24 protein-coding genes are annotated in these 25,588 nt (G+C 67.4%); 13 read left to right on the forward strand and 11 right to left on the reverse strand.

Annotated elements, in window-relative coordinates:
- Positions 1 to 182: 182 nt before the first annotated feature.
- The 5 genes from BGI51_RS06575 to BGI51_RS06595 form a co-directional block, all read right to left on the reverse strand.
- Positions 183 to 1,307, reverse strand: a complete 1,125-nt coding sequence (locus BGI51_RS06575; protein ID WP_187980654.1) for a class I SAM-dependent methyltransferase — start codon at positions 1,305 to 1,307, stop codon at positions 183 to 185.
- Between the two features lie 172 nt (positions 1,308 to 1,479).
- Complete coding sequence (locus tag BGI51_RS06580; protein WP_187980655.1) at positions 1,480 to 2,682, reverse strand: ABC transporter ATP-binding protein; 1,203 nt, start codon at positions 2,680 to 2,682, stop codon at positions 1,480 to 1,482.
- A gap of 12 nt (positions 2,683 to 2,694) precedes the next feature.
- Complete coding sequence (locus tag BGI51_RS06585; RefSeq protein ID WP_017641613.1) at positions 2,695 to 3,474, reverse strand: ABC transporter permease; 780 nt, start codon at positions 3,472 to 3,474, stop codon at positions 2,695 to 2,697.
- Positions 3,475 to 3,483: 9 nt separating this feature from the next.
- Positions 3,484 to 4,455: a GDP-mannose 4,6-dehydratase gene (locus BGI51_RS06590; RefSeq protein WP_187980656.1), complete on the reverse strand. Its 972-nt coding sequence runs from the start codon at positions 4,453 to 4,455 to the stop codon at positions 3,484 to 3,486.
- Positions 4,448 to 5,437, reverse strand: a complete 990-nt coding sequence (locus BGI51_RS06595) for a GDP-mannose 4,6-dehydratase (RefSeq protein WP_017641611.1) — start codon at positions 5,435 to 5,437, stop codon at positions 4,448 to 4,450. Before BGI51_RS06595 ends, BGI51_RS06590 begins: the two co-directional genes overlap by 8 nt.
- 221 nt (positions 5,438 to 5,658) lie before the next feature.
- Between BGI51_RS06595 and BGI51_RS06600 the strand changes: the two genes are divergently transcribed.
- Both BGI51_RS06600 and BGI51_RS06605 read left to right on the forward strand, forming a co-directional pair.
- Positions 5,659 to 6,993, forward strand: coding sequence for a DUF4214 domain-containing protein (locus BGI51_RS06600; protein WP_187980657.1), 1,335 nt, complete (start codon positions 5,659 to 5,661; stop codon positions 6,991 to 6,993).
- 222 nt (positions 6,994 to 7,215) lie between these two features.
- A complete protein-coding gene (locus BGI51_RS06605) occupies positions 7,216 to 9,879 on the forward strand; it encodes a DUF4214 domain-containing protein (protein ID WP_187980658.1) in 2,664 nt (887 codons plus the stop codon).
- Between the two features lie 25 nt (positions 9,880 to 9,904).
- On the opposite strand, the gene BGI51_RS06610 is transcribed toward BGI51_RS06605, so the two are convergent.
- The 4 genes from BGI51_RS06610 to BGI51_RS06625 all read right to left on the reverse strand — a co-directional run bounded on the left by BGI51_RS06610 (position 9,905) and on the right by BGI51_RS06625 (position 12,375).
- Positions 9,905 to 10,354 (reverse strand): Lrp/AsnC family transcriptional regulator, encoded by a 450-nt coding sequence (locus tag BGI51_RS06610; RefSeq protein ID WP_187980659.1) that lies wholly within the window; start codon positions 10,352 to 10,354, stop codon positions 9,905 to 9,907.
- Between the two features lie 61 nt (positions 10,355 to 10,415).
- On the reverse strand, positions 10,416 to 11,747 hold the full coding sequence (gene hglS, locus BGI51_RS06615; protein WP_187980660.1) for a 2-oxoadipate dioxygenase/decarboxylase HglS: 1,332 nt from the start codon (positions 11,745 to 11,747) through the stop codon (positions 10,416 to 10,418).
- 108 nt (positions 11,748 to 11,855) lie between these two features.
- Complete coding sequence (locus BGI51_RS06620) at positions 11,856 to 12,104, reverse strand: hypothetical protein (RefSeq protein WP_187980661.1); 249 nt, start codon at positions 12,102 to 12,104, stop codon at positions 11,856 to 11,858.
- Positions 12,105 to 12,174: 70 nt separating this feature from the next.
- On the reverse strand, positions 12,175 to 12,375 hold the full coding sequence (locus BGI51_RS06625; RefSeq protein ID WP_187980662.1) for a hypothetical protein: 201 nt from the start codon (positions 12,373 to 12,375) through the stop codon (positions 12,175 to 12,177).
- A gap of 199 nt (positions 12,376 to 12,574) precedes the next feature.
- On the opposite strand from BGI51_RS06625, the gene BGI51_RS06630 reads away from it, so the two are divergent.
- From BGI51_RS06630 to BGI51_RS06675, 10 genes are all read left to right on the forward strand, one after another.
- On the forward strand, positions 12,575 to 14,389 hold the full coding sequence (locus tag BGI51_RS06630) for a sensor histidine kinase (RefSeq protein ID WP_133860335.1): 1,815 nt from the start codon (positions 12,575 to 12,577) through the stop codon (positions 14,387 to 14,389).
- A gap of 29 nt (positions 14,390 to 14,418) precedes the next feature.
- Positions 14,419 to 15,855, forward strand: a complete 1,437-nt coding sequence (locus BGI51_RS06635; RefSeq protein ID WP_187980663.1) for a sigma-54-dependent transcriptional regulator — start codon at positions 14,419 to 14,421, stop codon at positions 15,853 to 15,855.
- A 126-nt stretch (positions 15,856 to 15,981) separates the two neighbouring features.
- Positions 15,982 to 16,992, forward strand: coding sequence for an SIS domain-containing protein (locus tag BGI51_RS06640; RefSeq protein WP_187981276.1), 1,011 nt, complete (start codon positions 15,982 to 15,984; stop codon positions 16,990 to 16,992).
- 227 nt (positions 16,993 to 17,219) lie between these two features.
- A complete protein-coding gene (locus BGI51_RS06645) occupies positions 17,220 to 17,840 on the forward strand; it encodes a helix-turn-helix transcriptional regulator (RefSeq protein ID WP_252977223.1) in 621 nt (206 codons plus the stop codon).
- Positions 17,837 to 18,220, forward strand: coding sequence for a curli production assembly/transport protein CsgE (csgE, locus tag BGI51_RS06650; protein WP_133860331.1), 384 nt, complete (start codon positions 17,837 to 17,839; stop codon positions 18,218 to 18,220). The genes BGI51_RS06645 and csgE overlap by 4 nt, the downstream gene beginning before the upstream one ends.
- A complete protein-coding gene (locus BGI51_RS06655) occupies positions 18,217 to 18,624 on the forward strand; it encodes a curli assembly protein CsgF (protein WP_187980664.1) in 408 nt (135 codons plus the stop codon). The genes csgE and BGI51_RS06655 overlap by 4 nt, the downstream gene beginning before the upstream one ends.
- Positions 18,625 to 18,639: 15 nt before the next feature.
- On the forward strand, positions 18,640 to 19,479 hold the full coding sequence (locus BGI51_RS06660) for a CsgG/HfaB family protein (protein WP_017641598.1): 840 nt from the start codon (positions 18,640 to 18,642) through the stop codon (positions 19,477 to 19,479).
- Between the two features lie 108 nt (positions 19,480 to 19,587).
- The gene (locus BGI51_RS06665) at positions 19,588 to 20,034 is read left to right on the forward strand and encodes a curli fiber surface-exposed nucleator CsgB (RefSeq protein ID WP_252977224.1); all 447 of its coding nucleotides are present in this window, start codon (positions 19,588 to 19,590) and stop codon (positions 20,032 to 20,034) included.
- Positions 20,035 to 20,057: 23 nt separating this feature from the next.
- Positions 20,058 to 20,978 carry a hypothetical protein gene (locus tag BGI51_RS06670; protein ID WP_252977225.1) on the forward strand — a complete coding sequence of 307 codons (921 nt, stop codon included), beginning with the start codon at positions 20,058 to 20,060 and terminating at the stop codon, positions 20,976 to 20,978.
- A complete protein-coding gene (locus tag BGI51_RS06675) occupies positions 20,975 to 21,307 on the forward strand; it encodes a hypothetical protein (protein WP_187980667.1) in 333 nt (110 codons plus the stop codon). The genes BGI51_RS06670 and BGI51_RS06675 overlap by 4 nt, the downstream gene beginning before the upstream one ends.
- 31 nt (positions 21,308 to 21,338) lie before the next feature.
- Here BGI51_RS06675 and BGI51_RS06680 read toward each other — a convergent pair whose 3' ends face one another.
- Both BGI51_RS06680 and BGI51_RS06685 read right to left on the reverse strand, forming a co-directional pair.
- Positions 21,339 to 22,292, reverse strand: a complete 954-nt coding sequence (locus tag BGI51_RS06680) for a homoserine kinase (RefSeq protein ID WP_187980668.1) — start codon at positions 22,290 to 22,292, stop codon at positions 21,339 to 21,341.
- 62 nt (positions 22,293 to 22,354) lie between these two features.
- Positions 22,355 to 22,645, reverse strand: a complete 291-nt coding sequence (locus tag BGI51_RS06685) for a DUF2782 domain-containing protein (RefSeq protein ID WP_027597317.1) — start codon at positions 22,643 to 22,645, stop codon at positions 22,355 to 22,357.
- Between the two features lie 111 nt (positions 22,646 to 22,756).
- On the opposite strand from BGI51_RS06685, the gene polA reads away from it, so the two are divergent.
- Positions 22,757 to 25,504, forward strand: a complete 2,748-nt coding sequence (gene polA / locus BGI51_RS06690; protein ID WP_187980669.1) for a DNA polymerase I — start codon at positions 22,757 to 22,759, stop codon at positions 25,502 to 25,504.
- Positions 25,505 to 25,588: the final 84 nt, after the last annotated feature.

The raw sequence follows: 25,588 nt of genomic DNA on the forward strand, positions 1-25,588 counted from the left end.
TCGGCGATCCGGAGGGAGGATACAAAACAAGTCACGCGGATCACAGAAAAAAGTGAACCAATTCACACTTTTTAGCGGATTCGAGGCTATCCCTTCGCTACCGATTGCCGGGAAAGGGTCGTGTCAGAGCGAGCACGAAAGCGGCATTTTCCGGGCTTCTGGGGCCCGGAAGCCTGCAAGCCTCAAGGCCGCTGGGCGATCACCGCGTAGTCCTGCGGGCCGTAGAACCAGCGGTCGACGTGGCGAGCCACTTCGCTGTCTTCATGCAGGCGATGCTCGGGTTCCACGGCGTTGACCTTGTGGATCTCCACCTGGGCGTAGCCCTTGAACTGCACCAGGAATTCGGTGAAGGCCGGCGGCAACGGGTGGATATGGGTGGGGTCGGTCCAGAAGTAGTTGGCCGAGGTGACGATGTTTTCCGGGTTGGGCGTTTCGAAGAGGATCAGCCCGCCCGGCGCCAGGGCGTGAAGGCAGACATCAAGCAGTTGGTTGAGGCGCTCGAAGCCCAGGTGCTCGATGACGTGGAAGGCGGAGACGGCGCCGATGCTGCCGGCCGGTTGGGCGGCCAGCCAGGCGATGGCATCGGTGTGCTCGGCGGGCAGGCCGCGGGAGCGGCACAGCTCGACGTTGGTGGCATTGAGGTCGATGCCCAGGCGCTCTACCTCAGATGGCAACAGTGCCAGCCACTCGCCCCGGCCACAGCCGATGTCCACCAGCGGCAGTCCGCGAGCCAGAGCCGGGTTGGCGGCGATGGTGGGCAGATAGTAGGACAGCCGCGCGTTGATGGTCTCAGCGCTGCCGCGGAAGCGATCCTCGAAGGCCAGATAGAAGCTGTCGGGCACGGTGCCGCTGGGCAGGTTGCTGGCCGGTGCCTCGGCGGCATCCATCTCGGGTGTCTGGACGGCAGTCGCCAGCGCCGGCTGGGACGCCGCCGCGCGCGGCGCGCTTTCCAGGGCGGTCAGGCGGGCGCGGAGTTCCTGGTTCAGGTTCTCGGCCAGGCGCAGGCGTTCGCGCAGCTCGGCCAGGGCCGGATCGGGCGTGGCCTGGCGGGCGCCAAGCACCTGCTGTTCGGCGCTGAGTACCCGGTAATGCTGCTCGTGGCGCTGGATATGGGCTTCCAGGCGTTCATGCAGGGCCAGGTGGCGCGCGGCGTCGCGCTGCTGGCGCTGGGCATTCGGGCAGCGGCGCAACAGGCTGCCGAGCAATGGCAACTGGCGGCAGCGCCGGCGCAGGCGCGCGCCACGCAGCCCCGCCACCGGAGCGCCGTGGGCACGGCCTTCGGCGGAATCACGCAGGCCGGCCAGCAATTCGAGCTTGTCTTCACCCGCGCGCAGGCGCTGCAGATGATGCGCCAGCCCCTCGGGATCGATCTCGCGACCCAGCAGGTAGGGGTAGGCCGCGCGCAGCAGCGCCTCGCCCTCCAGGTTCAGCAGGGCGTACCAGGGGCGAGTTCGGGACGGGAAGCGGACATGGCAGGGCCTAGGCGGGCTGGGAAACGGGGGTCACGTCGTGCAACCCGGCGGAGAGATCGCAGAGGCCACCGAAGACCGAACCCAGGATGCCGGCCACTTCGAAGCGGATGCAGTTGTCCCGCCAGTGATAGCAGTGGCGGGTATGGTCGGGACCTTCGTGCAGGGCCAGGGTCAGGGTGTACTTGCCCGGGGCGAGGCGCATGGGAAATTCGTAGCGCAGCACCCGCGTTTCGCCCGCGGCCAGCACCAGGGGTACGCCGAGCAGGAAGCTGTTGGTGCCATAGATGTCCTGGCCGAAGCGGTCACGGATCATCATGCCCAGGGTGGCGTCGGGCAGGTGCTCGCGCGCGCTGACGCGGACGTCCAGATGGGCGACGTCACCGCAGGCCAGGGTATCGCTGCCGGAACCCACGCCGCGCAGCACGGCGGATTCGATACGGGCTTCGCCGGTGCCGTAGCCGCTCTCCTCGGCTTCCACTTCCAGCTCTTCGCGGTCGGCGCCGAGCAGCTGGTTGTAGCGATTGACCGCCGCCTCGGGGGTGTCGTCGGCGACCACACGGCCTTCGCTCAGGACGATGCAGCGATCGCAAAGCATCTTCATGGCGTTGAGGTCGTGGGAGATGAAGATGATGGAGCCGCCGGAGGCGCGGAAGGCCTTGATGCGCCTCATGCACTTCTGCTGGAAGTGGCCGTCGCCCACCGACAGGGCTTCATCGACCAGGAAGATGTCCGGATCGGCATGGATGGCGATGGAAAAGGCCAGGCGCATGACCATGCCGGAGGAATAGGTGCGGATGGGCTCGTCGATGAAGCGACCCAGCTCGGAGAACTCGATGATGGCGGCGCGCTTGGCTTCGATCTCTTCGCGGTTCATGCCCAGCAGCAGGCCGTTGCCGAGGATGTTCTGCACCCCGGTGAGATTGCCGTCGAAGCCGGTGCCCAGTTCGAGCAGGCCGGTGACGCGCCCCTTGATGTCGATCTCGCCGCCGTCGGGCAGCAGCACGCCGTTGAGGATCTTGAGCAGGGTGGACTTGCCGGCGCCGTTGCGGCCGAGGATGCCCAGGGTCTCGCCGCTGCGGACCTCGAAGCTGATGTCTTCCAGCGCCACATGGCGGGTGTGGTAGCTGCGGCGGAAGAGGATTTCCTTCAGGCGCAGCGCCGGGCGGCTATAGAGCTTGAATTCCTTGCGTACATGGGAAACGCGGAGCATGACGAAGGCCTGCTAGATGAAGTCGCGGATGTCGCGTTCGAGCTTGCGACCCAGAACGATGCCCAGGCCCAGCAGCACGGCGCCCGCCAGGATCAGGACGCCGATCGCCAGCAGATCCGGCCGGCTCGCCTGGATCAGGGCGGCGCGGTAGGCCTCGACGATGTAATAGAAGGGGTTGGCGGCGAACCAGGGGTGCCAGCGCTCGGGCATGATGGTGATGACATAGACCACCGGGGTCAGCCAGAACCAGAGTTGCATGACCACGCCGACGATCTGGCCGATGTCGCGCAGAAAGACGCTGAGGATGGCGAAGATCAGCCCGAGGGCATAGGCCAGCAGCTGCTGGCAGAGAAAGATCACCGGCCACCAGAGCACGGTGGACGGGAAATGGAAGCCGATGATCGCCAGGAAGGCGACGAAGAAGCCCATGGAGATGGCATAGAGCACCGTCTCGCTGAGCAGGATGTACAGCGGCAGCGACCAGAGCGACAGCCGGACCTTGCCCAGCAGGTGGGCCTTCTCGTGGAACACCTGGGTGATGCGGGTCAGGGTGTTGGAGAAGCAGTTCCAGGCGAGCAGCCCGGTGACCAGGTAGACGCTGTAGCTGTACTGGCCGAGGGACTGCATCCCCATGGCATCCAGGCGCATGCCCATGATGTTGGAGAACACCAGGGTAAAGATGAGGATGTTGACCAGCGGCAGGATGAAGGTCCAGGCCGCGCCGAGTACCGACGCGGAATGGCGATCGATCAGATCCTGCCGAGTGAAGTTGAGGATCAGCGAGTAGTTCATGGGCAGAGATCAGGAACCGGATTGGCGCCAGTCCGCGAGGACCTGGGCGACGAGTGCAGAAGGCTCGATGCGCGGTTGCCAGCCAGTGAGGCGGCGGAGTTCACCGGCATCGCCGACGGCGCGGGCGATATCGCTCGGGCGCAGGCGGGCGGGATCCTGCTCGACCTGGATCGGGCAGGCGGCCTGATCGATCAGGGCGTCGAGCAGTTCCTGGACGCGCAGCGGACGGCCGGAGGCGATGTTGAGCGCGGTGCCGCTGGGGATGTCTTCGCTATGACCCAGCAGCGCCACATAGGCGGCGACCACGTCCTGGACGGCGAGGAAGTCGCGCTGGGCGCTGAGATCGCCGACGCGCAGCACGGGCGGCTGCTCGCCACGCTCGATGGCCGCGATCTGGCTGGCGAAGTCGGTGAGCACATAGCCCTTACCCTGACCCGCGCCACTGTGGTTGAAGGGTCGCGCGCGGATTACCCGCACCCGGGAGGTGGCGGCGAACTGGGCGGCGGCGAGATCGGCAGCGGCCTTGCTCGCGGAATAGGGGTTGAGCGGATGCAGGGGCACCTGCTCATCGACCTCGGCATGGCGCTTGAAGCTGGCGCCATACATGTCGCCGGAACCGATCTGCAGGAATACCGGGGGCTGTTGGAGGGCAGCGGCGGCGGTCAGCAGATTGAGGGTGCCGTGCAGGTTGATCTGCCAGCAGCGCTCGGGCTGGGCGAAACTGCCGGAGACGCTGGCGAAGGCCGCCAGGTTGACAATGGCGGCCGGTTGCAGCTGGTGCACCAGTGCCAGGGTGGCAGCCGTATCGCTCAGGTCGAGGGCATGGCCGACGACCTGTGCCTGGCTTGGCAGCGAGCCGTCACGGCAGGTGCCGTGCAGCTCGGCGGCCGGAAAGGCGGCGGCCAGCGCCGGCAGCAGATGGCTGCCGACGAAGCCGCTGGCGCCGGTAACCAGGACCGGCTGACCGGCGAAATCACGCACGGGCGAGGGGCTTCAGGCGCGCCAAGTCGGCTTCCACCATCTCGGTGATCATCTCTTCGAGGGTGGTGGTGGCCTGCCAGCCCAGCTTGGCGCGGGCCTTGGACGGATCGCCCAGCAGCACGTCGACCTCGGCGGGACGGAAGAAGGCCGGGTCGATGACCAGGTGCTTGTCCATGTCCATGCCGACCACGTCGAAGGCGATGCGGCACATGTCGCGCACGGTGGTGGTACGGCCGGTGGCGATGACGTAGTCGTCGGCGACGTCCTGCTGCAGCATCAGCCACATGGCCTGGACGTAGTCACGGGCATGGCCCCAGTCACGCTTGGCGTCGATGTTGCCCAGGCGCAGTTCGTCCTGCAGGCCGAGCTTGATGCGGGCGACGGCGTCGGTGACCTTGCGGGTCACGAATTCCAGGCCGCGCAGCGGGGACTCGTGGTTGAACAGGATGCCGCTGCAGGAGAACAGGTCGAAGCTCTCGCGGTAGTTGACGGTCATCCAGTGGGCGTAGAGCTTGGCGGCCGCATAGGGCGAGCGCGGGTAGAACGGGGTGGTCTCGCGCTGTTCCGGCTCCTGGATCAGGCCGTACATCTCGGAGGTGGAAGCCTGGTAGCAACGGGCGTCCGGCTTGATCAGACGGGCCGCTTCGAGCACGTTGACGGCGCCGATGCCACTGACCTGACCGGTCAGCAGCGGCTGGTTCCAGGAGGTCTTGACGAAGGACTGGGCGCCCAGGTTGAACACCTCGTCGGGCTGGTATTGCTGGAACAGGCGGATCAGACCCGACAGGTCGAGCAGGTCGCCGTCGATCATCTCGACGTCCTTGGCGATACCCAACCACTCCAGACGTGCCAGGTTGACGTCGGAGGTGCTACGCCGGGGGTTGAGGCCTAGTACCTTGTATCCCTTGCCGAGCAGAAACTGCGCCAGGTAGGCGCCATCCTGGCCAGTGATACCAGTGATCAGAGCAGTTTTTTGGGCCATCGCGATACGGTTCCGAAAGTTATGAGACGAGGTGCGAGCGACTCACACAAAAAAGACCGGCGATGCTACCACAGATATATGGCTGGAAGCGTGCGGTGCTCGGCAGGGCCTGGCATCCGGAAGGCCGATGCCAGGCGGTTGTCTGGGCCGACGAATGCACGGGAAGGGCGCGCCGTGGGGTTTAGAATGTCTCCGCTCAGATACAGGTAGGTCCTCCTGACATGCGCGAAATCACCAGCCGTTCGGCACCCTACAGCAGCATCGTCTATCTCGAATCCATCTTTCCCGATGGTTCCGCCTTCCGCGGCTCGGGCAGCGTGGTCGGCGACAACGACGTGCTCACCGCCAATCATATGGTCTACAACGCCGCGCATGGCGGTTCCGCCGTCCAGGTCATGGTCGCGCCCGGCGCCTTCGTCAATGACGCGACAGGTGCCTGGTCCGCACCGCTGGGTACCTACCTGGCAGACAACTGGTCGAGCAGGGTCGGCAACTGGGACGCCAATGGCGATGGCCTGGTCTCTCCCGCGGAGGCGCAGAACGACCTGACGCTGCTGGGTTTCAACGTCAACCTGAGCGCGGTTACCGGCACCCTCACGCCCACACTGAGCGGCGCCACCTCCTTCGCCGGCACCGTGCTCGGCTATCCGGGTCGGGGCACGGGCCTCATGGAGGACACCGGCACGGCGACCCACTACGACGGCGTCGCCGCCTATCAATTCTCCACCGGACTGGGCAGTGGCGCCTCGGGCGGGCCGCTGCTGGACAGCAGTGGCCACCTGCTCGGCGTGCTGTCTTCGGGCAATACCAGCGACACCCTGTCGACCTACGCCAGCCTGGGCGATGCCGGCAACTGGAAGTGGTACCTGAATGCCAGCATCGACAACGGCAGCGGGGCCGCTGCCGGCTCGCGACCGGTGGGCCTGGGCGTCAACAGCGGCAGCAAGGACGGCGAGTTCTTCTTCCAGGATCGCCTGTCGCTGGATGGCGATCATCGCGGCAGTCTCTATGGCTATGGTGGTGGCGATGTGCTGCGGCTGGAAAACGCGGCGAGCGCCTACAAGTGGCAGGCCGCCGGCAACGTGGTCAGCCTGACCAGCAACAGCGGCGACCTCGCGCTCAACCTGCACGACATCAACCTGCTCAACTTCAGCGATCGCAACCTCTATGTCCTGACCGCCGATCAGGCGCAGATCGCCCGCCTCTACAACGCGGCCTTCCACCGGGTACCGGACTACTCAGGCCTCGACTATTGGATGTACGACCACGCCAAGGGCACGACCAGCCAGACCATTGCCCAGTCCTTCACCGCCTCGAGCGAGTTCAAGGGGCTGTTCTCCGCGGCGGACGATCGCTCCTATGTCACCCAGCTGTATGCCAACGTGCTCGGCCGTACCGGCGAGACCGCCGGGATCGACTACTGGCTGCATGACCTGGGCACCGGGCTGGGCCGCGCCAATGTGTTGCAGTCCTTTTCCGATTCGACGGAAAACCAGGCGCTGACCAGCGGTGCCAATGGCTTCATCCTGCTGGTGGGTCAGAACGAGTGGGCCTAGCCTGAATCTCCGGCGGTTGGGCTTCGACGAAGAGGCCGTCTCAACCCAGCCTGCAACGGCACTTAGGTTGGGCTGAGCGCAGCGAAGCTCAAGGGGGTCAGGTCGCAGCTCCCGTCGAGTGGCTTCGACGAGGGGAAACGAAAGCCGCCCCGTCCCTGCAATCTTTCTGCAACACTCTGCCCGTTAGGCTCCGTCTCCCTTGTCATCAGACGGACCTGCGCCATGCCCACGACCCGTGAAACGATCAGCGCCTATTACCAGAGCATTCTCGGCCGCACTCCGGATGCTGCGGGACTCGATTACTGGACGGCGCAGGTCGACCAGGGCACTGCCAGTCTCGCGCAGGTAGCCACGGGTTTTTCGCTCTCGACCGAAGCGGCCTCCAGCAGGGTGCCTGTCGTCGCCCTCTACCTGAGCAGCTTTGGACGGTTGCCGGATACCGAAGGGCTGCAGTACTGGACCCAGGCACTGCAGAACGGCACACCTCTGGAAGCCATCCAGCAGGCGTTTCTGCAATCGCCGGAGTTCGCCACGATGGCCGCGGGCTCGGCAACGGCCTTTCTGACCGCCGCCTACGAGAATGCCCTGGGGCGGCCCGCCGATGCGGACGGTCTGCAGTTCTGGACCCAGCAACTGGCGGCCGGCACCAGTCGGGCAGCGGTGCTGGCAGCGCTTGCGGATTCGCCGGAAGGTCAGCCCCATGCGCTGGCCAAGGCGCAACTGAGTCTTGCCTATCAGGGGGTCAGTGGCCAGTCGCCGAGCCTGACCGAGTTGAACGACCTCCTGGCGCAACAGGGACAGCAGTCATTGACCGAACTGGTCACCCGCACGACCGAGCGCCTGATCGACAATGCCGCACCCGCCCCTGCGCCTGCCGAGCCACAGCCAGCCATCTTCACCTTCACGCCGGAGGCAGGCACCCAGGCCGGCGCGTCGGATGCGTCCGGGGTCATCCGCTGGGGCCAGTACCTCATCGTCGGCGATGACGAGGGCAATGTGCTCAGGGTTTACGATCAGCACGGTGGCCAGGCGCTCGACGCATTTGACTACGGCAGTGTGCTGGGCCTGAGCGACGAACTGGATTTCGAGGCCATGACCTTTACCGGCAGCCTCGGTACGGAGGGAACCCTGTATCTCACCGGCTCGCACAGCAACAGCAAGAGCGGCAAGGAGGCGCCGGGACGCGAAGCCATCCTGGCCGTGAAGCTGACCACCGACGCCCAGGGCAAACCGGTGTTCGATACCACTGGCATCCAGACCTACAAAGGCCTGGTCGCGGCGCTCGATGCCTGGGATGCCAGTGGCAGCAGTGGCAAAGCGGCGGGCTACTACGGCCTGAAGGTCTCCTCCGCTGCCGGCATCGCGCCCGAGCACGTCAACGGCTTTTCCATCGAAGGCCTGACCACCTCTCCTGACGACAGCCAGCTCTGGCTGGGTTTTCGCGCGCCGCAGCTGGATACCGGATCGCGCGACAAGGCGCTGCTGATTGCCGTGACCAACTATCAGGCCGTGCTGGCCGACAACAGCCTCTCGCCTACCTTCGAGGCCATGGAGCTCAATCTCGGCGGGCGGGGTATCCGCTCCATCGACCGGGCCCTGGATGGCAGTGGCTACCTGATTCTGGCCGGTCCTGCCGGCAGCGCCTCCGCCGCGGTCACCCACGATTTCCGCCTGTTCACCTGGAGTGGTGATCCCGCTACCGCGCCCATCGAACTCGACAACAACCTGGATGCGCTGCTGGCCGCCACCGGGGGCAGTTTCGAGTCCATCGCCTCCCCCACCAGCGTCAGGCCGGGTACCGAGATCCTGCTGCTGCAGGACAATGGCGATACGCTCTGGCAGGGGCAGACGCAGGTATCCAAGGACCTCGACCCGGCGCAGCAGCACTTCCAAGGCAACCTGGTCACCCTGGGTACAGCGGCCGTGGACCTTGCCGCTCCCCTCCTGGTGGCCAGCAGCCCAGCGGTCGATGCGCGGGATGTCCCCACCGGCAGCCGCATCAGTCTGACGTTCGATGAAGGCATCGCGCTGGGCAGCGGCAGCCTCCAGCTGGTGGACCAGGCCGGCACCGTGGTTCAGGTGTTCAAGGCGGGAGATCCGGGCGTCGCGGTCGACTTCAACGTCCTCAATCTGACGCCGACGGACAGGCTGCAGGCGAGCAGCGGCTACCACCTGGAGCTACAACCGGGCGCGCTCGTCGACCATGCGGGCAATGCCGTGGCCGCTCTGGACATCAGCTTCGCGACTGCCGCCAGGCCTCACTACAACCTGTTGATCACCGAGGTCAATTCCAACGCCAAGGGCGGAGATTTCTTCGAGCTGTACAACTACGGCTCTACCAGCATAGATCTCAGCGGCTGGCGCATGACCGACGAAGCCGGTCAGTTCTCCTCCGCGATCACGCTCGACGGCAATAGCGTTCTCGCCGCCGGTGCGACGCTGGTGGTCGCCGATGTGGCTGCGGCGAACCTGAGCGCCTTCAAGACGGCGTGGGGCTTGAGCGGTGCTACCCCAGTGGTCAGCGTCGACGGGCCCGGTCTCGGCAAGGAGGATGCCGTGGTGCTGTTCGACAAGCTGGGCAACGTCGCGGCGGCCTTCAACTATGACCTGACCGCCGTACTTGCCAGTGATGGAACCCTGATCACGACGGCCTCCGCTGGTAGCGGTGCAACGTTCAAGGACGGTCAGCACGCAGGTGCGGCCTACGGTGTCGGCGCTGGTGCCTCGGCCGTCTGGGATGGTCTGTCGACGACCCAACCCACCTATGTCGGCGCAGCGCTCGGCAGGGATGGGGCCTTCGCCCAAGCCGGCGATGCCGCCGCCATCGGCTCACCGGGCATCGTGCTGATCGGGCAGGAGCCGCTTTCGACCGGCGTGGCAGGTTAGGCGGCAGAAAGCGGAGTGCATTCGCCTAGGTCGAACGACGCCGATCGATCTTCCGATTCAGGATGATCGACGTCTGGGTCTGCTTGACCCCTTCGAGGTTGCCGATGCGGTCGAGCAGTTCGTCGAGTTTTTCGTGGGTGGTGCAGCGCAGGAAGGCCAGGTAGTCGAACTGGCCGCTGACCGAGGAGACTTCCTCGACCTCGACCATCTTTTCCAGGGCGCGGATGACGCCGGCGGTGCTGCGCGGCAGGACGCTGATGGCGCAGTAGGCGCGCACGGCGGCCTGTTCCAGTTCGGAGCCCAGGCGCAGGCCGTAGCCCTGGATGATGCCATCGCGCTCCAGGCGCGCCAGGCGGGTGACCACGGTGGTGCGCGCCAGGCCCAGCTGGCGGGCCAGGGTGGCGTTGGAGGCGCGGGCGTTCTGCTGCAGCAGGTGGATGAGCTGCCAGTCGGTCGGATCGAGTTTGGTGAACATCGTGGCTGCCTGCCGGGGGCGGGCGTCGGGGCCGGGGGCCGCCGACGCGGGAGCCGCCATTCTAGGCGGGGCGGCCGAGGGCAGCCAGGGCGGTGTCCAGAGATTCCTGCTGCTGGCGTTCGTACAGCGCCATCTCGTCGAGCACCGGCGCACCCAGGGCGGCTTCGAAGGCGGCGCGATTGCCGCCGCTCTGGTACTCCTGCTGGCTGCCGGCCCCCAGGTTGGACTGGAAGATGCCCGCGGCGCTGACGGGCAGGAAGTCTTCGTAGGTGATGGGATCGGCGAGGAGCTGGCCGGCGGCGATCAGGGCCTCGGGATCGCGGCTATCGCTAGCCGCTTGGCTGCCGGCCACGGCGCGATAGCGGAACCAGGCCAGGCCCTGGCGGCGCAGCTCGTCCCAGTTGTCGGGCAGCGCCTGGAACACCTCGGCCAAGACCGTTGCGTAGTCACTGCCGGCCACCTTGCTGCGCTGGCGGACCTCCTGCAGCAGTTCATCGTAGCGCTGGCGACCGGCCGGGGTGAGGGCGATGCCGCGCTGCTCGATCTCGCCGAAGCGCGCCGTGTGCGAACCCTGGACCTCGCCCTGGAACAGGATGGGTTCTTCCAGCGCCTTGAAGCTGGTCTGGCGCAGCAGGATGGGGCACTGGCGGCGGGGCGGGCCTTCGATGGTTTCCTTGGGTGCGATGCCACGGGCGGGCATCCGCGCCTGGACGGCGTCGATGTCGAGGGTTCGCGGGGTCAGGTGGTTGATGTGCGGGCCCTTGAAACAGACCACGTCGGCGATCAGTCGATGGGCGTCGTGCAGGCGCTGATAGAGGCTGGCGTCGACATTGGCCTCGCGGTGCCAGCGAAAGGTCTCCAGGGCTTCCTGGACGAAGGCATCGGCTTCGGCATCCGTGAGCCCGCCCTGGGCCTCGGCGCGCTCGATCAGCTCCAGCGCGCCCGGGGTGAAAATACGGCGCTCGTTCAGGACCCTTTCGGCCAGCTGGCGCAGCTCGGCGTCTTCGATCAGCTCCAGACGCAGCAGCGAGGTGAAGACGCGAAACGGATTGATCTGCAGGGCGGCCGGCTCGACCGGACGGAAGGCGGTGGAATGCACTGGCACCCCGGCCACGCTGAGGTCGTAGTAGCCGACCGGCCGCATGCCCATCACGGCGAACAGACGACGCAGGGTGGCCAGTTCGGCCGCGGTGCCGACGCGGATGGCACCGTGGCGCTCCAGGTCCAGGCGCTCCGCGGAGTCTCCGGCGAAGCCCGGTTGTCCGGCGTTCACCTCGGCGACCAGTTCCAGCAGGGTGCCGTACTGGGGCACCTCCTGGCGGTACATCGCCGACATGGCCTGGGAAAAGCGGGTGCGGATCAGATCCGGGGAAAGCAGCGACGCGGCGGTCATGGGAGCGGCTCCTGGCTCAGGCTAGAAGCCGATTTCGACATGCCCGCGCGGGCTGCTCAAGCGATCTTTGCTCATTGGATCATTCCCCGGGGGAATGGGCGGACTGCCCTAGTGATCCTTGTGCTGGGTCTTGGGCTTCTTCACATGATCGGCGCCGGTATTGTTGCCCGAACCGCCGCTGGAGCCATTGTCGGCCGCGCCGACGCCGGTGCTGGGCGCTTTCTCCATGCCATGGGTGCTGGTGGGATCGGGCCGCGCGGGGGTGGCCGGGGGATTGGTCGGGCTGGTCTGGGCCAGGGCGGCGCCGGACAGGCCGAGGCCCAGGATCAGGGCGGGAAGCAGGGGAAGCGTGCGCATGGGAGGACTCCTCTGGACGGATTCACTCCCCTTTAGGCACCTCCCGCGCAGGGAGGTGCCGCACCGCGGATCAGCTACCGCTGGTGCTGGTCTTGTGGACCTTCTTGTGCGCCACCTTCTTGTGGTGGGTGGTGGCCTGCTTGCCGGTCTTGGCCGGGCTGCTGCTGGTCGCGGCAGGCGGCGTAGCCGGATCGGCGGGCGCCGTCTGGGCGAAGGCGGCAGAGGTGGCCAGCAGGCCGGCGAGGGTCAGGCAGAGGGTGGTGCTTTTCATGGAAGTCACTCCTTCGGTGGCTGATTGCAGGTTCAGTTAGCCGCCTTTCGCCCGGCAAATCCGTGTCCTCGTCCACAGCCGGGGCCATTGGTAACAAGATATTTCAATCGACTGCCAAGGCGTTAACAGTCTGACGACCTCTTCGCCAGGGTCCCGGCTTGGGCATAATGCCGGGACGCCCCCCTGATCGTAGCCGCGCATGCCCAAGAGTCCTCACCTTCCCAAGCGCCCCCGCTGGAGCAGCCTGCTGCTGCTGGCCCTGGGTCTGACGCTGCTGCTGATTCCGCTGCGCTACGCGGCCCAGCACTATTACGAGGCGCAACTGGGCGAGCAGAACGGCCAGACCCTGGATCTCTATGTCGCCAACCTGCTGGGCACGCTGCGGCGCTACGAGGTGCTGCCGGACCTGCTGGGCGATCTGCCGGTGCTGCGCCATGCCCTGGAAGGCCAGGGCGACAGCACGGCCCAGGACGCCGCCAGCCAGATGCTGGAAGACATCCGCCAGCGCACCGGGGCGGACGTCATCTACCTGATGCAGGACGACGGCACCTGCCTGGCCAGCTCCAACTATCGCCAGGCGGACAGCTTCGTCGGGCGCGACTTCTCCTTCCGGCCCTATTACAAGGCGGCCATGCAGGGCCAGCCAGGGCGCTTCTTCGGTCTCGGCACCACCTCCAGCAAGCGCGGCTACTATTTCGCCGCCGCCGTCCGTGATGGCACGCGGGCCATTGGCGTGGTGGTGGTCAAGGTCGACCTGGACAGCGCGGAAAAGCTCTGGGGCAATGCGCCCGAGCAACTGCTGGTCACCGACGACCTGGGCGTGGTCATCCTCACCTCCCATGACGCCTGGCGCTTTCGCGCCACCCATCCGCTGGACGAACGCCAGCGCGAGCAGGTCAATGCCAACCGGCCCTACCCCACCACCAATCCGGCGCCCCTGACCCTGGTGCCCGGCGACTGGCTGACCCAGACCCGCAATCTCGACGAGGTCGGCTGGAACGCGCAGATCCTGGCGCCGCGGGAGATGGTCGAGCGCCAGGTGCGCAGTGCCCTCTATGTCGGCGCGGCGACCCTGCTGGCGCTGCTGCTGTTGCTGGTGGTCATGACCCTGAGACGGCGCCACTTCATCGAGCGCCTGGCGCTGGATGCCCGGGCCAAGCGTGACCTGGAGCTGAACGTAGAGGAGCGCACCCGCGACCTGCAGACGCTCAACGCGCGGCTGCAGCAGGAGGTGCACGACCGCGAGCAGGCCCAGCGCGAACTCATGCGCGCCCAGGACGAAGCCGTGCAGGCCGGCAAGCTGTCGGCGCTGGGGACCATGTCGGCCAGCATCAGCCACGAACTCAACCAGCCGCTGGCGGCCATCCGCAGCTACACGGAAAACGCCGTCGTATTGCTCGACCACGATCGGCTGGACGATGCCCGCGGCAATCTCAAGCTGATCGGCGAGCTGACCACGCGGATGGCCAACATCATCGCCCACCTCAAGGCCTATGCCCGTGGCGCCCGCCGTGCGCCGGAGAGCGTGGTGCTGCAGGGCGCCCTGGAAGACGCCCTGGCGCTGGTCGCCGCGCGGCGCCGGGCCATGCAGGTGGAGCTGATCCGCGACCTGCCCGATGCGCCGCTGTGGGTGCAGGCCGGCGAAACCCGCCTGCGGCAGATCATCAGCAACCTGCTGAGCAATGCCCTCGACGCCCTCGCGGAAAAGACCAGCACCCGCCGGCTGTGGCTGACCACCAGCATCGACGAGCGCGGCGTGACCCTGATCCTGAGAGACAACGGTCCGGGCTTTTCCAGCGAGGCCCTGGCCCGCGCCCACGAACCCTTCTTCACCACCAAGGCCACCGCCCAGGGCCTCGGCCTGGGCCTGGCGATCTGCGATAACCTGTTGCGGACCCTCGGTGGCCACCTGCACCTGTCCAACCATGGCGACGGTGGCGCCGAGGTACGTCTCTATCTGCTGCACGGCAAGCCGGGGGTCGCCTCGGTGCCCCAGGAAGAAGTCCGCGGTTGACCGTCAGCCCTCTACCTTAGGTCCCAGTCATGAGTGCCCTGCCCCCCTTCGATCCCGCCAGCCAGATCCTGCTGATCGACGACGACGCCCACCTGCGCCTGGCGCTGAGCCAGACCCTGGACCTGGCCGGTTTCAAGGTGACGACCCTGGCTGATGCCCGCGAGCTGGAGCTGGCGGCCGTGCGCGACTGGCCCGGCGTGGTGGTCAGCGACATCCGCATGCCCGGCATCGATGGCCTGGAGTTGCTGGCCCAGCTGCACCAGCGTGACGCCGAATTGCCGGTGGTGCTGATCACCGGCCACGGCGACGTGCCCCTGGCGGTGCAGGCCATGCGCGCCGGCGCCTATGACTTCCTGGAAAAGCCCTTCGCCAACGATGCGCTGATCGACAGCGTGCGCCGCGCCCTGGGCGCCCGCCACCTGGTGCTGGAAAACCGCAGCCTGCGCCTGGCCCTCGCCGAGCGTCATGAACTCCAGACCCGGCTGATCGGCCAGACTCCGGGCATGGCCCGGCTGCGCGACCAGATCGGCGCCCTCGCCGCGACCCAGGCCGATGTGCTCATTCATGGCGAAACGGGCGCCGGCAAGGAGGTGGTGGCCCGCGCCCTGCACGATCTGTCGAATCGTCGCGACGGCCCCTTCGTCGCCATCAACGCCGGCGCCCTGGCCGAATCCGTGGTGGAGAGCGAACTCTTCGGCCATGAACAGGGCGCCTTCACCGGCGCCCAGAAAAGACGCATCGGCAAGTTCGAATACGCCAGCGGCGGCACCCTCTTCCTCGACGAGATCGAGAGCATGAGCCTGGATGTCCAGGTCAAGCTGCTGCGCCTGCTGCAGGAGCGCAAGGTCGAACGCCTCGGCTCCAACCAGCAGATCCCGCTGGACATCCGGGTGGTCGCCGCCACCAAGGAAGACCTGCGCCAGGCCGCCGACCAGGGTCGCTTCCGCGCCGACCTCTACTACCGGCTCAATGTCGCCACCCTGCGCATCCCCGCCCTGCGCGAGCGCAGCGAAGACATCCTGCCGCTGTTCCGCCATTTCGCCCTGGCCGCCGCCCAGCGCCATGGCACGCCGCTGCGCGAAGCCGATGCCGAGCAGCGCGCGGCCCTCATCGCCCACAGCTGGCCGGGCAACGTGCGCGAATTGCAGAACGCCGCCGAGCGCTTCGCCCTGGGGCTGGAGCTGGCGCTGGACAACAGCGCCTATGCGCCCCTGGCGCCCATGACGGCGCCGCCCGTGGCCGCGGCCCCGGTGCTGGCGGCGCCCGCCGCGGCAGACCTGGCCGCCGGACTGGGCGAGCAGGTCGAGGCCTTCGAGCGCGAACTCATCCAGCGCGAGCTGGCCCGACCCCACGCCTCTCTGCGCAGCCTGGCGGAAGCCCTCGGCCTGCCGCGCAAGACGCTGTCCGACAAGCTGCGCAAGCATGACCTGCAATTTACCGGCGGTGCGACGGACGAAGGCGACTAGGCCAAGGTCGGCTGGTCGCGCCTGATCGCGAGTGGCAGAGTGAGGGGCTCAGGCGTCGTGCAACAGGCGTCGTGCAACAGGCGTCGTGCAACACGCATTCGCAAGGAGACCCTCTTGACCTCGCTCATGCTCGCAGAAGCCGCCGCCAGTGGCGCGGCGGTCGCCCGCCAACTGGCGACCATCGACCAGGCCCTGGCGGCCCTGGCCGACGACCTCCGGGCCAATCCGCCACAGCTGGCGCTGACCGTGGCGCGTGGCAGCTCGGACCATGCGGCCAGTTATTTCGCCTACCTGGCGATGGCCCACCTGGGGCTGCCGGTGCTGTCCCTGCCGCCCTCGCTGGTGACCCTGCGCCAGGCGCCGCTGCGCGTCGAAGGCCAGCTCGCCCTGGGCTTTTCCCAGTCCGGACGCAGTCCCGATCTGATCGAGACGCTGTCCGCCCTGGATCGCTACGGCGCCCGTACCGCGGCCCTGGTCAACGAAATCGACTCGCCGCTGGCCCTGGCCTGCCGCCATGCCATCGGCGTGCAGGCCGGTCCCGAACACAGCGTCGCCGCCACCAAGAGCTTCATCGCCACCCTGGCCGCCGCCGCCCGGCTGATCGCCCACTGGCAGAAGGACGAGACCCTGCTTGCCGCTGGAGTCGCCTTGCCCGAGGCCCTGGATCACGCCGCCGAACTGAGCTGGGCGCCGGCCCTGACCGTCCTGCGCGACGCCGAGCGCTGCATGGTGGTCGGCCGCGGGCCGGGCTTCGCCATCGCCCAGGAGGCCGCGCTCAAGCTCAAGGAAACCTCGGCGCTGCAGGGCGAGGCCTTCAGCGGCGCGGAATTGCAGCACGGTCCCCTGGCGCTGGTGGAGCGTGGCTATCCGCTGCTGATCTTTGCCCTGCGCGGCCCCGAACAGGCCGGTCTGCTGCAACTGGCGCGGGACCTGCGCGCACGCGGTGCGCGGGTGCTGCTGGCCGCGCCGGACGAGATCGCCGAGCGCGACCTGCCCCTCGCCGTCGCCGGTCATCCGGACCTGGACGGCCTGCTGGCGATCCAGAGCTTCTATCGCCTGGCCGCACTGCTGGCCGAGGCCAGGGGCCAGGACCCGGACCAGCCGCGCCACCTGCGCAAGGTCACCCTCACCCGCTGAGGCGGCGATCGCTTGTCCAGGCGCTGCCGCTTGCAGAGCGCCTGGATTACCCGCTCCATCCAAAGAGCTAAGTCTTTGGAGCTAGCCGCCGACGGCTGGTCGACGGGTAATCTGCCAAGCGGTCCACAGAGCCGGTAAGTCGCTGGAAATCGGTCAGTTTTTTCTTGTCGCCCCCGGCGATTTGTCTCAGCGTTCGCGCAACGGATGATGAGACAGCCCATATGGACATGCGCGCGATACCTGCGAGCAAGGTCTGCCTGACGACGAGAAACGTCCTCCTGGCAGAACTGCTCAAACCCTTTCTCGAAGAACGCCACGGCATCGAGCTCAGCTGCGCCCGCGAGCTGGAAGCGGCCGGCGAGACCAGCCTGGTGCTGGTCGATCTCGGCAGCGTGCCCGAGGCGCCACTGGAGCGCTGGCTGGAAAGCCTGGCGCCGGCGGTCACCGTGGCCTTTCTCAACGCCAGCCTCGAACAGGCCCTGCCCTGGGTCGAGCGCTTTCCCGCCATCCAGGGCGTGTTCGCCCCCCAGGCCAGTCGCGACCAGCTGCTGCAGGGGCTGGGCGCACTGCTGGCCGGCGAGGACTGGCTGCCCCGCGCCATCCTCGCCCACCTGCTGCGGCGTTCCCGCGAGCGCCCCAGCATCGCCGCCGACGGCCTGACCCGGCGCGAGCGGGAGATCCTCCGGCTGGTCGGGCGCGGGCTGTCCAACGCCGCCATCGGCGAGGCGCTGTGCCTGAGCACCCACACGGTCAAGAGCCACATGCACAACCTGCTGCGCAAGACCGGCGCGGCCAATCGCGCCGAGGCGGCGCTGCGCTTCCATGCCGGGCAGGACCTGCCGGGATGAAGGCAGCCTGGCTGCTGCTCGGCCTGCTGCTGGCCGGACCGCTGCGGGCCGAGGGCGAGCTGATCCAGGGACTGCTGGTGGACAACACCATCTCCCGCTTCGGCCACGACTTCTATCGCCACTTCGCCGACCGCCTGACCGATACCACCGACCTGGACTTCAACCTGGTGGTGCGCGAACGGCCTTCGGCGCGCTGGGGCAGCCTGGTCTGGGTCGAGTACGAGCAGCGGCTGCTCTACCGGCAGTTCATTCCGCCGAACAACAGCGAACTCAAGGATGCCGCCTACGCCGCGGCGGACCAGGTCCACGAGGGCATCACCCGCCGGCGCCTGGAAAATCTGCTGCAGGACACTTTCGACATGGATAAGGACGAGTTATGAACGCGCACGCCTGGAAGGCCCTGCCCCTGCTCTGCACCCTGGGCGTCACCCCGGCCATGGCGACCGAGCTGGTCTACTCGCCGGTGAATCCGTCCTTTGGCGGCAATCCGCTCAATGGCACCTACCTGCTGAACAACGCCACCGCCCAGGATCGCCACAAGGATCCCGACCTGCGCAGCAGCGCCAGCAGCCAGTCGCCCCTGGAACGCTTCACCAGCCAGCTGGAATCGCGGCTGCTGTCCCAGGTGCTGACCGACATCAAGGACGGCAACTCGGGCACGCTGTCCACCGACCAGTTCATCGTCAACATCGTCGACGATTCCGGCAACCTGACCGTGCAGATCACCGACCGCGGGACCGGGGAGATTTCGGAAATCTCCGTCAACGGCTTCAACCAACCCTGAGCACGGATGCCTGCCATGAACGCCTTTTCCCTGGCGGCGGCCCTGACCGCCGCCCTCGTCCTGACCGGCTGCGTGCGCGACCCCATGCCCGCCGAACAGAACGCCGCCCCGACCCTGACGCCGCGCGCCTCCACCTACTATGACCTGCTGGCGCTGCCACCGCCCAAGGGCCCGCTGGTGGCCGCCGTCTACGGCTTCCGCGACCAGACCGGGCAGTACAAGCCCAATCCGGCCAGCTCCTTTTCCACCGCCGTGACCCAGGGCGCCGGCAGCATGCTGGTGGACGCCTTGCAGGCCAGTGGCTGGTTCGTGGTGCTCGAACGCGAGGGCCTGCAGAATCTGCTGACCGAACGCAAGATCATCCGTGCCACCCAGAACAAGCCGGACCTGCCGGAGAATCTGCAGCAGGCGCTGCCGTCGCTGCAGGCGGCCAACCTGCTGCTCGAAGGCGGCGTGGTGGCCTACGACACCAACGTCCGCAGCGGCGGCGAGGGGGCCCGCTACCTGGGCATCGGCCTGTCCGAGGAGTACCGGGTGGATCAGGTCACGGTCAATCTGCGTGCCATCGATACCCGCAGCGGTCGGGTGCTGGCCAATGTCATGACCTCCAAGACCATCTACTCCATCGGCCGCCAGGCCGGGGTCTTCAAGTTCATCGAATTCAAGAAGCTGCTCGAAGCCGAGTCCGGCTACACCACCAACGAGCCGGCGCAGCTGTGCGTGCTCTCGGCCATCGAGGCGGCGGTCGCCCATCTGGTCGCCCAGGGCGTGGAGCGGCGCCTGTGGCTGGTGGCCGACGGTCGCGATCCGCGGGATCCGGCGCTGACCAAGTACCTGGAGCCGACCCGGCGCTAGGGATTAAGCCGCCGGCCCCGCGGGATTCGCTCCCTGGAGCGATAGCGATGGGCCAGGCGGCTCCGGACAATGCCAGGCGGAGAATCTTAGGCAATGACGGTGACAGAGATGCGCAGCCCAACCCGCGGCCTGGCCGTGGTCCTCGCCCTGGCACTCGGCCTGGACACCCTGGCGTCGGCCGCCGATCTCATGGAGACCGGCGACCTGGGTCAGGCCCCAGCGGCCGGGCGCGACGCCGTCATCCGCCAGCTCGGCGTAGGCAACCAGGCGCTCATCGACCAGCGCGGCACCGCGCTGCGCGCCCAGGTCGCCCAGAGCGGCGCCGCCCAGGAAGCCCGCATCCTGCAGGATGGAACGGAACTGAGCGCGGTCATCCTCCAGGGCGGCTACGGCAACGTCGCACGCATCGAGCAGGTCGGCAGCGGCAACCAGGCCGACATCCTGCAACTCGGCGTCCAGGGCAACGCACGCATCGAACAGCACGGCTCGGGCCTGTCCAGCCGCATCGTCCAGTACGGAAGCAACCAGAACACGGTGGTACGTCAGTACCGCTGATGGCACTCATGGAGATCAGACAGATGTTTCTACTCAGGCCCCTGGCCGCCCTGACGCTGGCCCTCGTGGCCACCAACGCCCTCGCCCAGAACAGCACCGCCCTCGTCCAGCAGGACGGCACCAGCGGCACCCTCACCCTGGACCAGAGCGGCGCCGGCAATAGCGCGTCCCTCTATCAGCTGCAGGGCGAAGGCAACGCGATCAGCGTGGTCCAGACCGGCGCCAGCAGCGCCACCATCACCCAGGGCGGCGACATCTACGGCTATGCCCAGGGTAACGTGGCGACCCTGCGCCAGGAAGGCGGCAGCAGCGTCCATAGCCTGGCCCAGGACGGCTTCGGCAACCAGGCCACCATCAGCTCCGTGGGCAGCAACAGCGGCACCCTGGTCCAGTCGGCCTCCAGCGCCCAGCTGACCCTGGAGCAGAACGGCGACAACAACCAGGTGCGTGTCGACCAGAGCGGCGATGCCGTGACGGCCACCCTCGCCCAGTCCGGCACCGACAACCGCATCGACCTGACCCAGCAGGGCTACTCGGTCGACACCGTGGAGCTGACCCAGCGTGGCCAGGCCAATGTCGCCACGGTGCTCTCCTCCGGCAAGTTCAACGAACTGACCTTTACCCAGGACGGCAATCGCAACACCCTGAACGTCGACCAGGCCGGCCGCGGCAATCGCTTCAGCGGCAGCTCCACCGGCGACGACAACCTGGCCAGCGTCACCGTCCAGGGCGACAGCAACCAGACCAGCATCGTCCAGAGCGGCAACGGCAACGAGGCGCGTCTCGACGTCACCAGCGCCATCAGCACGGCCAGCGTCAGCCAGGTCGGCGACAGCAACCGCGCGAGCATCCTGCAGACCTCGGCCAACTTCAACGGCTTCAACGACAGCGCGCGGATCTCGCAGAGCGGCTTCGGCAACAGCGCCACCATCAACCAGCGGTGACGCGCGCCACCTGGCTGCTCGCGGCCCTCCTGCCCCTGGCGGGCGGCGCCGCGGCCAGCGCCCGTCTGGAGTTGCAGCCGCAACCGGCGGGCGCTCAGGTACAGCTGTGCTTTACCGGCGAAGACACACCCCTGAGCTACGAACTCGTCATCGAATTGCACGGACCGGGTGGTGTCGCCCGCACCCGTCAGGCCGGCGCGGCCAGGGGTGACGGTTGCCCGGTCACCACGCGCCTGGGCGCCGCACCGGGCAGTCTGATCGAGGCGACGCTGAGTTGGCAGCGGCAGGGGCAGGCGCAGCCTGTCATCGAGCGACGGCTGCAGCTGTAGCTCAGCGCAAAGGTTCCACGTGGAACCTGGGCTACAGGGTCAGCGGCAATTCCAGCGGGGTCTGCTGCCGCGCCGCCAGGCGCTGCTGGAATTCGGCCGGGTCATGGATCAGCACGTCCTGGCCGGCAAAGGCCTGGGCGGCGATCAGTCGCGACAGCCAGAAGCGCACGCAGGCGACGCGCAGGAGCACCGGCCACAATTCGGCTTCCCGCGGCGTGAAGTGACGATCGGCGGCATAGGCCGCCAGCAGCGCCCGAGCGCGCGGCAGGTCCAGGGCGCCGCTCTCGGTGGAGCACCAGTCGTTCACCGTGATGGCGAGGTCATAGAGCATCCAGCCGGAACTGGCGTTGTAGAAGTCGATGACGCCCGACAGCCGGGGGCCGTCGAACATCACGTTGTCGCGGAACAGGTCGCCGTGCAGATTGGCCTCGGGCAACGGTGGCTGCTCGCTCAGCAGCTCGCGGATCTCCCCCAGGGTGCGCTCCAGCAGCGGCCGGGCCGTGGCGTCCAGGCCCGGCGCCAGGCGCTCGCCTTCGGCCAGCATCCAGGCCAGGCCGCGATCACTGGCGCGCTCGATGCGGCGCTCGCCGGCGGTGGCCCGGTGCAGATGGCCCAGCAGGTGGCCGACTTCGCCGCAATGATGGGGATTGGGCGCACGCTCGTGGCGGCCGGCCAGGCGTGGTTGCAGCAGCGCCGGCTTGCCGGCCAGCTGGCGCAGGGCCTGGCCATCCTGGGTGCGCACCGCATAGGGCACCGGCAGGTCGGCGTCGTGGAGGACATCGAGCAGTTCGATGAAGAACGGCATCTCCGCCACCGGACCGCGCTCCACCAGGGTCAGGACGAATTCGCCGCCTTCCAGGCTGATGAAGTAGTTGGTGTTTTCCGAGCCCTCGGCGATGCCCCGGAAATCCCGCAGCCGGCCCAAACCATAGGGCGCGAGAAAGGCTTCGAGGGTGGGACGATCGAGGGGCGTGAAGACGGACATGACAGGGCCTGGCGGAGGAATGTGCGAGCGGCGCGCAGTTTACCGGTCCAGGCGCCTTGCGCCTACCAGCTGAACAGGCGCCAGCTGGGGACGTGCAGGGTCGGCTTGTCGTTGGCGGCGGTGCTGCTGCCATCGGCGGGCACCAGCTCGTAGGGCGCGCCATGCTTGGGGATTACCCGGGTGGATTGCAGCACCCCGCGGATGCGCGTCTCCTCGATGGTCTGGTCGCCGGCCTGGTAGCGGATCACCTTGATCTCGTCAGGCAGGGGCTTTTCCCCCGGTGGCAGCGGTTCTGCGGCCTGGACCAGCGGCGCCAGCAGCAACGCGGCGAAGAGGAAGCGACGAGCACCCATGGTAACCTTTGACCTTTTGAACGGAGCGAGTGGTCGATTCTAGAACCCGGCCCAGTTGTCGTCGAGACTGGCCGGACAGACGCCGCACACGCCACGACAAAGGTTTAGACCATGAGCCACGCCCCTCTCGTCCTGGTGGACGGTTCCTCCTATCTCTATCGCGCCTTCCATGCCCTGCCGCCGCTGATGACCTCCACCGGCAAGCCGACCGGCGCGGTGAAGGGCGTGCTCAACATGCTGCTCTCGCTGCGCCGCCAGTATCCGGACAGCCTCTTCGCGGTGGTCTTCGACGCCAAGGGCCCGACCTTCCGCGACGAACTCTTCGCCGACTACAAGGCCCAGCGCCCGGCCATGCCCGACGACCTGCGCGGCCAGGTCGAGCCGCTGCACGCCTGCATCCGCGCCCTGGGCCTGCCGCTGCTGGCCGTCGAAGGGGTCGAAGCCGACGACGTCATCGGCACCCTCGCCCGTCATTGCGCCAGCGCCGAGCGCCCGGTGGTGATCTCCACCGGCGACAAGGACATGGCCCAGCTGGTCTGCCCCTATGTCACCCTGGTCAACACCATGAGCGGCAGCGTGCTGGACGTGGAAGGGGTCAGGACCAAGTTCGGCGTCGGTCCCGAGCTGATCATCGACTACCTGGCGCTGATGGGCGACAAGATCGACAACATCCCCGGGGTACCCGGGGTGGGCGAGAAGACCGCCGCCGGCCTGCTCAACGGCATCGGCGGTGGCCTGGATACCCTCTACGCCAACCTCGACGCGGTAGCCGCCCTGCCCCTGCGCGGCGCCAAGTCGCTGGCCGCCAAGCTGGATCAGCATCGCGAGCAGGCCTACCTGTCCTACCAGCTGGCGACCATCAAGCTGGACGTGCCGCTGGAACTGACCTTCGACGAGCTCAAAGTCGGCGAGCCCCATGTGGAAGCCCTGATGGCGCTCTACCAGGAACTGGAATTCAAGTCCTGGCTGGATGACCTGATCCGCGACACCAAGCGCCAGGGCGCTCCCCTGCCGCTGGCCGAGGATGCCGCCACCACCCAGGTAGAAACCCACTACGACACCGTGCTGGAGCAGGCCGACTTCGACGCCTGGCTGGCACGCCTGCAGGCCGCCGACCGCTTCGCCTTCGACACCGAGACCACCAGCGTCGATGCCCAGCGGGCCGAGCTGGTAGGGTTGTCCTTTGCCGTGGCGCCGGGCCAGGCCGCCTATGTGCCGCTGGCCCACAGCTACATGGGCGCGCCGACCCAGCTCGCATTGGAGCCGGTGCTGGCCGCGCTCAAGCCGCTGCTGGAGGACCCGGCCAAGCTCAAGGTCATGCAGCACGGCAAGTACGACCTCAATGTGCTGACCCGCTACGGCATCACGATCCAGGGCATCGCCTTCGACACCATGCTCGAATCCTATGTACTGGACGCCACCGCCACCCGCCACGACATGGACAGCCTGGCGCTCAAGTACCTGGGCCACAGCACCATCCGCTTCGAGGACATCGCCGGCAAGGGCGCCAAGCAGCTGACCTTCGACCAGATCGCCATCGAGCAGGCCGGGCCCTATGCCGCCGAGGATGCCGACGTCACCCTGCGCCTGCACGAGACGCTCTGGCCCAAGCTGGAAGCCATCCCCGGCCTGGCTGGGGTCCTGCGCGACATCGAGATGCCGCTGGTGCCGCCGCTGGCGCGCATCGAGCGCAACGGCGCCCTGGTGGATTCGGCGCTGCTCGGGGTGCAGAGCCGCGAGCTGGGCGAGAAGATGATCGCCCTGGAAAAGGAGGCCTATGAACTGGCCGGCCAGGAATTCAACCTGGGTTCGCCCAAGCAGCTGGGCGAGATCCTCTTCGTCAAGCTGGGCCTGCCGGTGGTCAGCAAGACCGCCTCCGGCCAACCTTCCACCGCCGAGGCGGTGCTGCAGGAACTGGCCGACCAGGACTTCCCGCTGCCCAAGGTGCTGATGCAGTACCGGCAGATGAGCAAGCTCAAGAGCACCTACACCGACAAGCTGCCGCAGCAGATCAATCCGCGTACCGGCCGTATCCATACCAGCTACCACCAGGCGGTGACGGCGACCGGCCGGCTGTCTTCCAGCGACCCGAATCTGCAGAACATCCCGATCCGTACCGCCGAGGGCCGGCGCATCCGCCAGGCCTTCGTCGCGCCGAAAGGCTATCGCCTGCTGGCGGCGGACTATTCTCAGATCGAGTTGCGCATCATGGCTCACCTGGCCCAGGACGAAGGTCTGCTGCACGCCTTCCAGAACGACCTGGACGTGCACCGCGCCACCGCCGCCGAAGTGATGGGTGTGCCGCTGGAAGAGGTCAGCAACGAGGATCGCCGCCGCGCCAAGGCCATCAACTTCGGTCTGATCTATGGCATGAGCGCCTTCGGCCTGGCCAAGCAGATCGGCGTCGGCCGGGCCGAGGCCCAGGCCTACATCGATCGTTATTTCCAGCGCTATCCCGGCGTGCTGGCCTACATGGAGCGCACCCGCGCCCAGGTGGTGGACCAGGGCTATGTGGAGACCCTCTATGGCCGCCGGCTGTACCTGCCGGAAATCCACTCCAAGAACCAGGGCCTGCGTCGCGCCGCCGAGCGGGCGGCGATCAACGCGCCCATGCAGGGCACCGCGGCGGACATCATCAAGCGCGCCATGATCGCCGTGGATGGCTGGCTGCAGTCGACCCCGGAGCTGGATGCCCGGGTGATCCTGCAGGTACACGACGAACTGGTGCTGGAGGTCCGCGAAGACCAGGTGGAGCGCCTGCGCGACGGCCTGCTACCGATGATGAGCGGCGCCGGCGAGCTGGATGTGCCACTGCTGGTGGAGTCGGGGGTGGGTGGCAATTGGGACGAGGCGCACTGATGGGCGCTGGAGGTTGGGATCGTTGGGCTTCGCAGGCTCAGCCCAACCTACGGGTCCTGTCACCCTCGGTCGCGTGGAAAACGG

The sequence above is a fragment of the Pseudomonas oryzihabitans genome (genome assembly GCF_014522265.1).
GTDB classification, from domain to species: domain Bacteria; phylum Pseudomonadota; class Gammaproteobacteria; order Pseudomonadales; family Pseudomonadaceae; genus Chryseomonas; species Chryseomonas aestiva.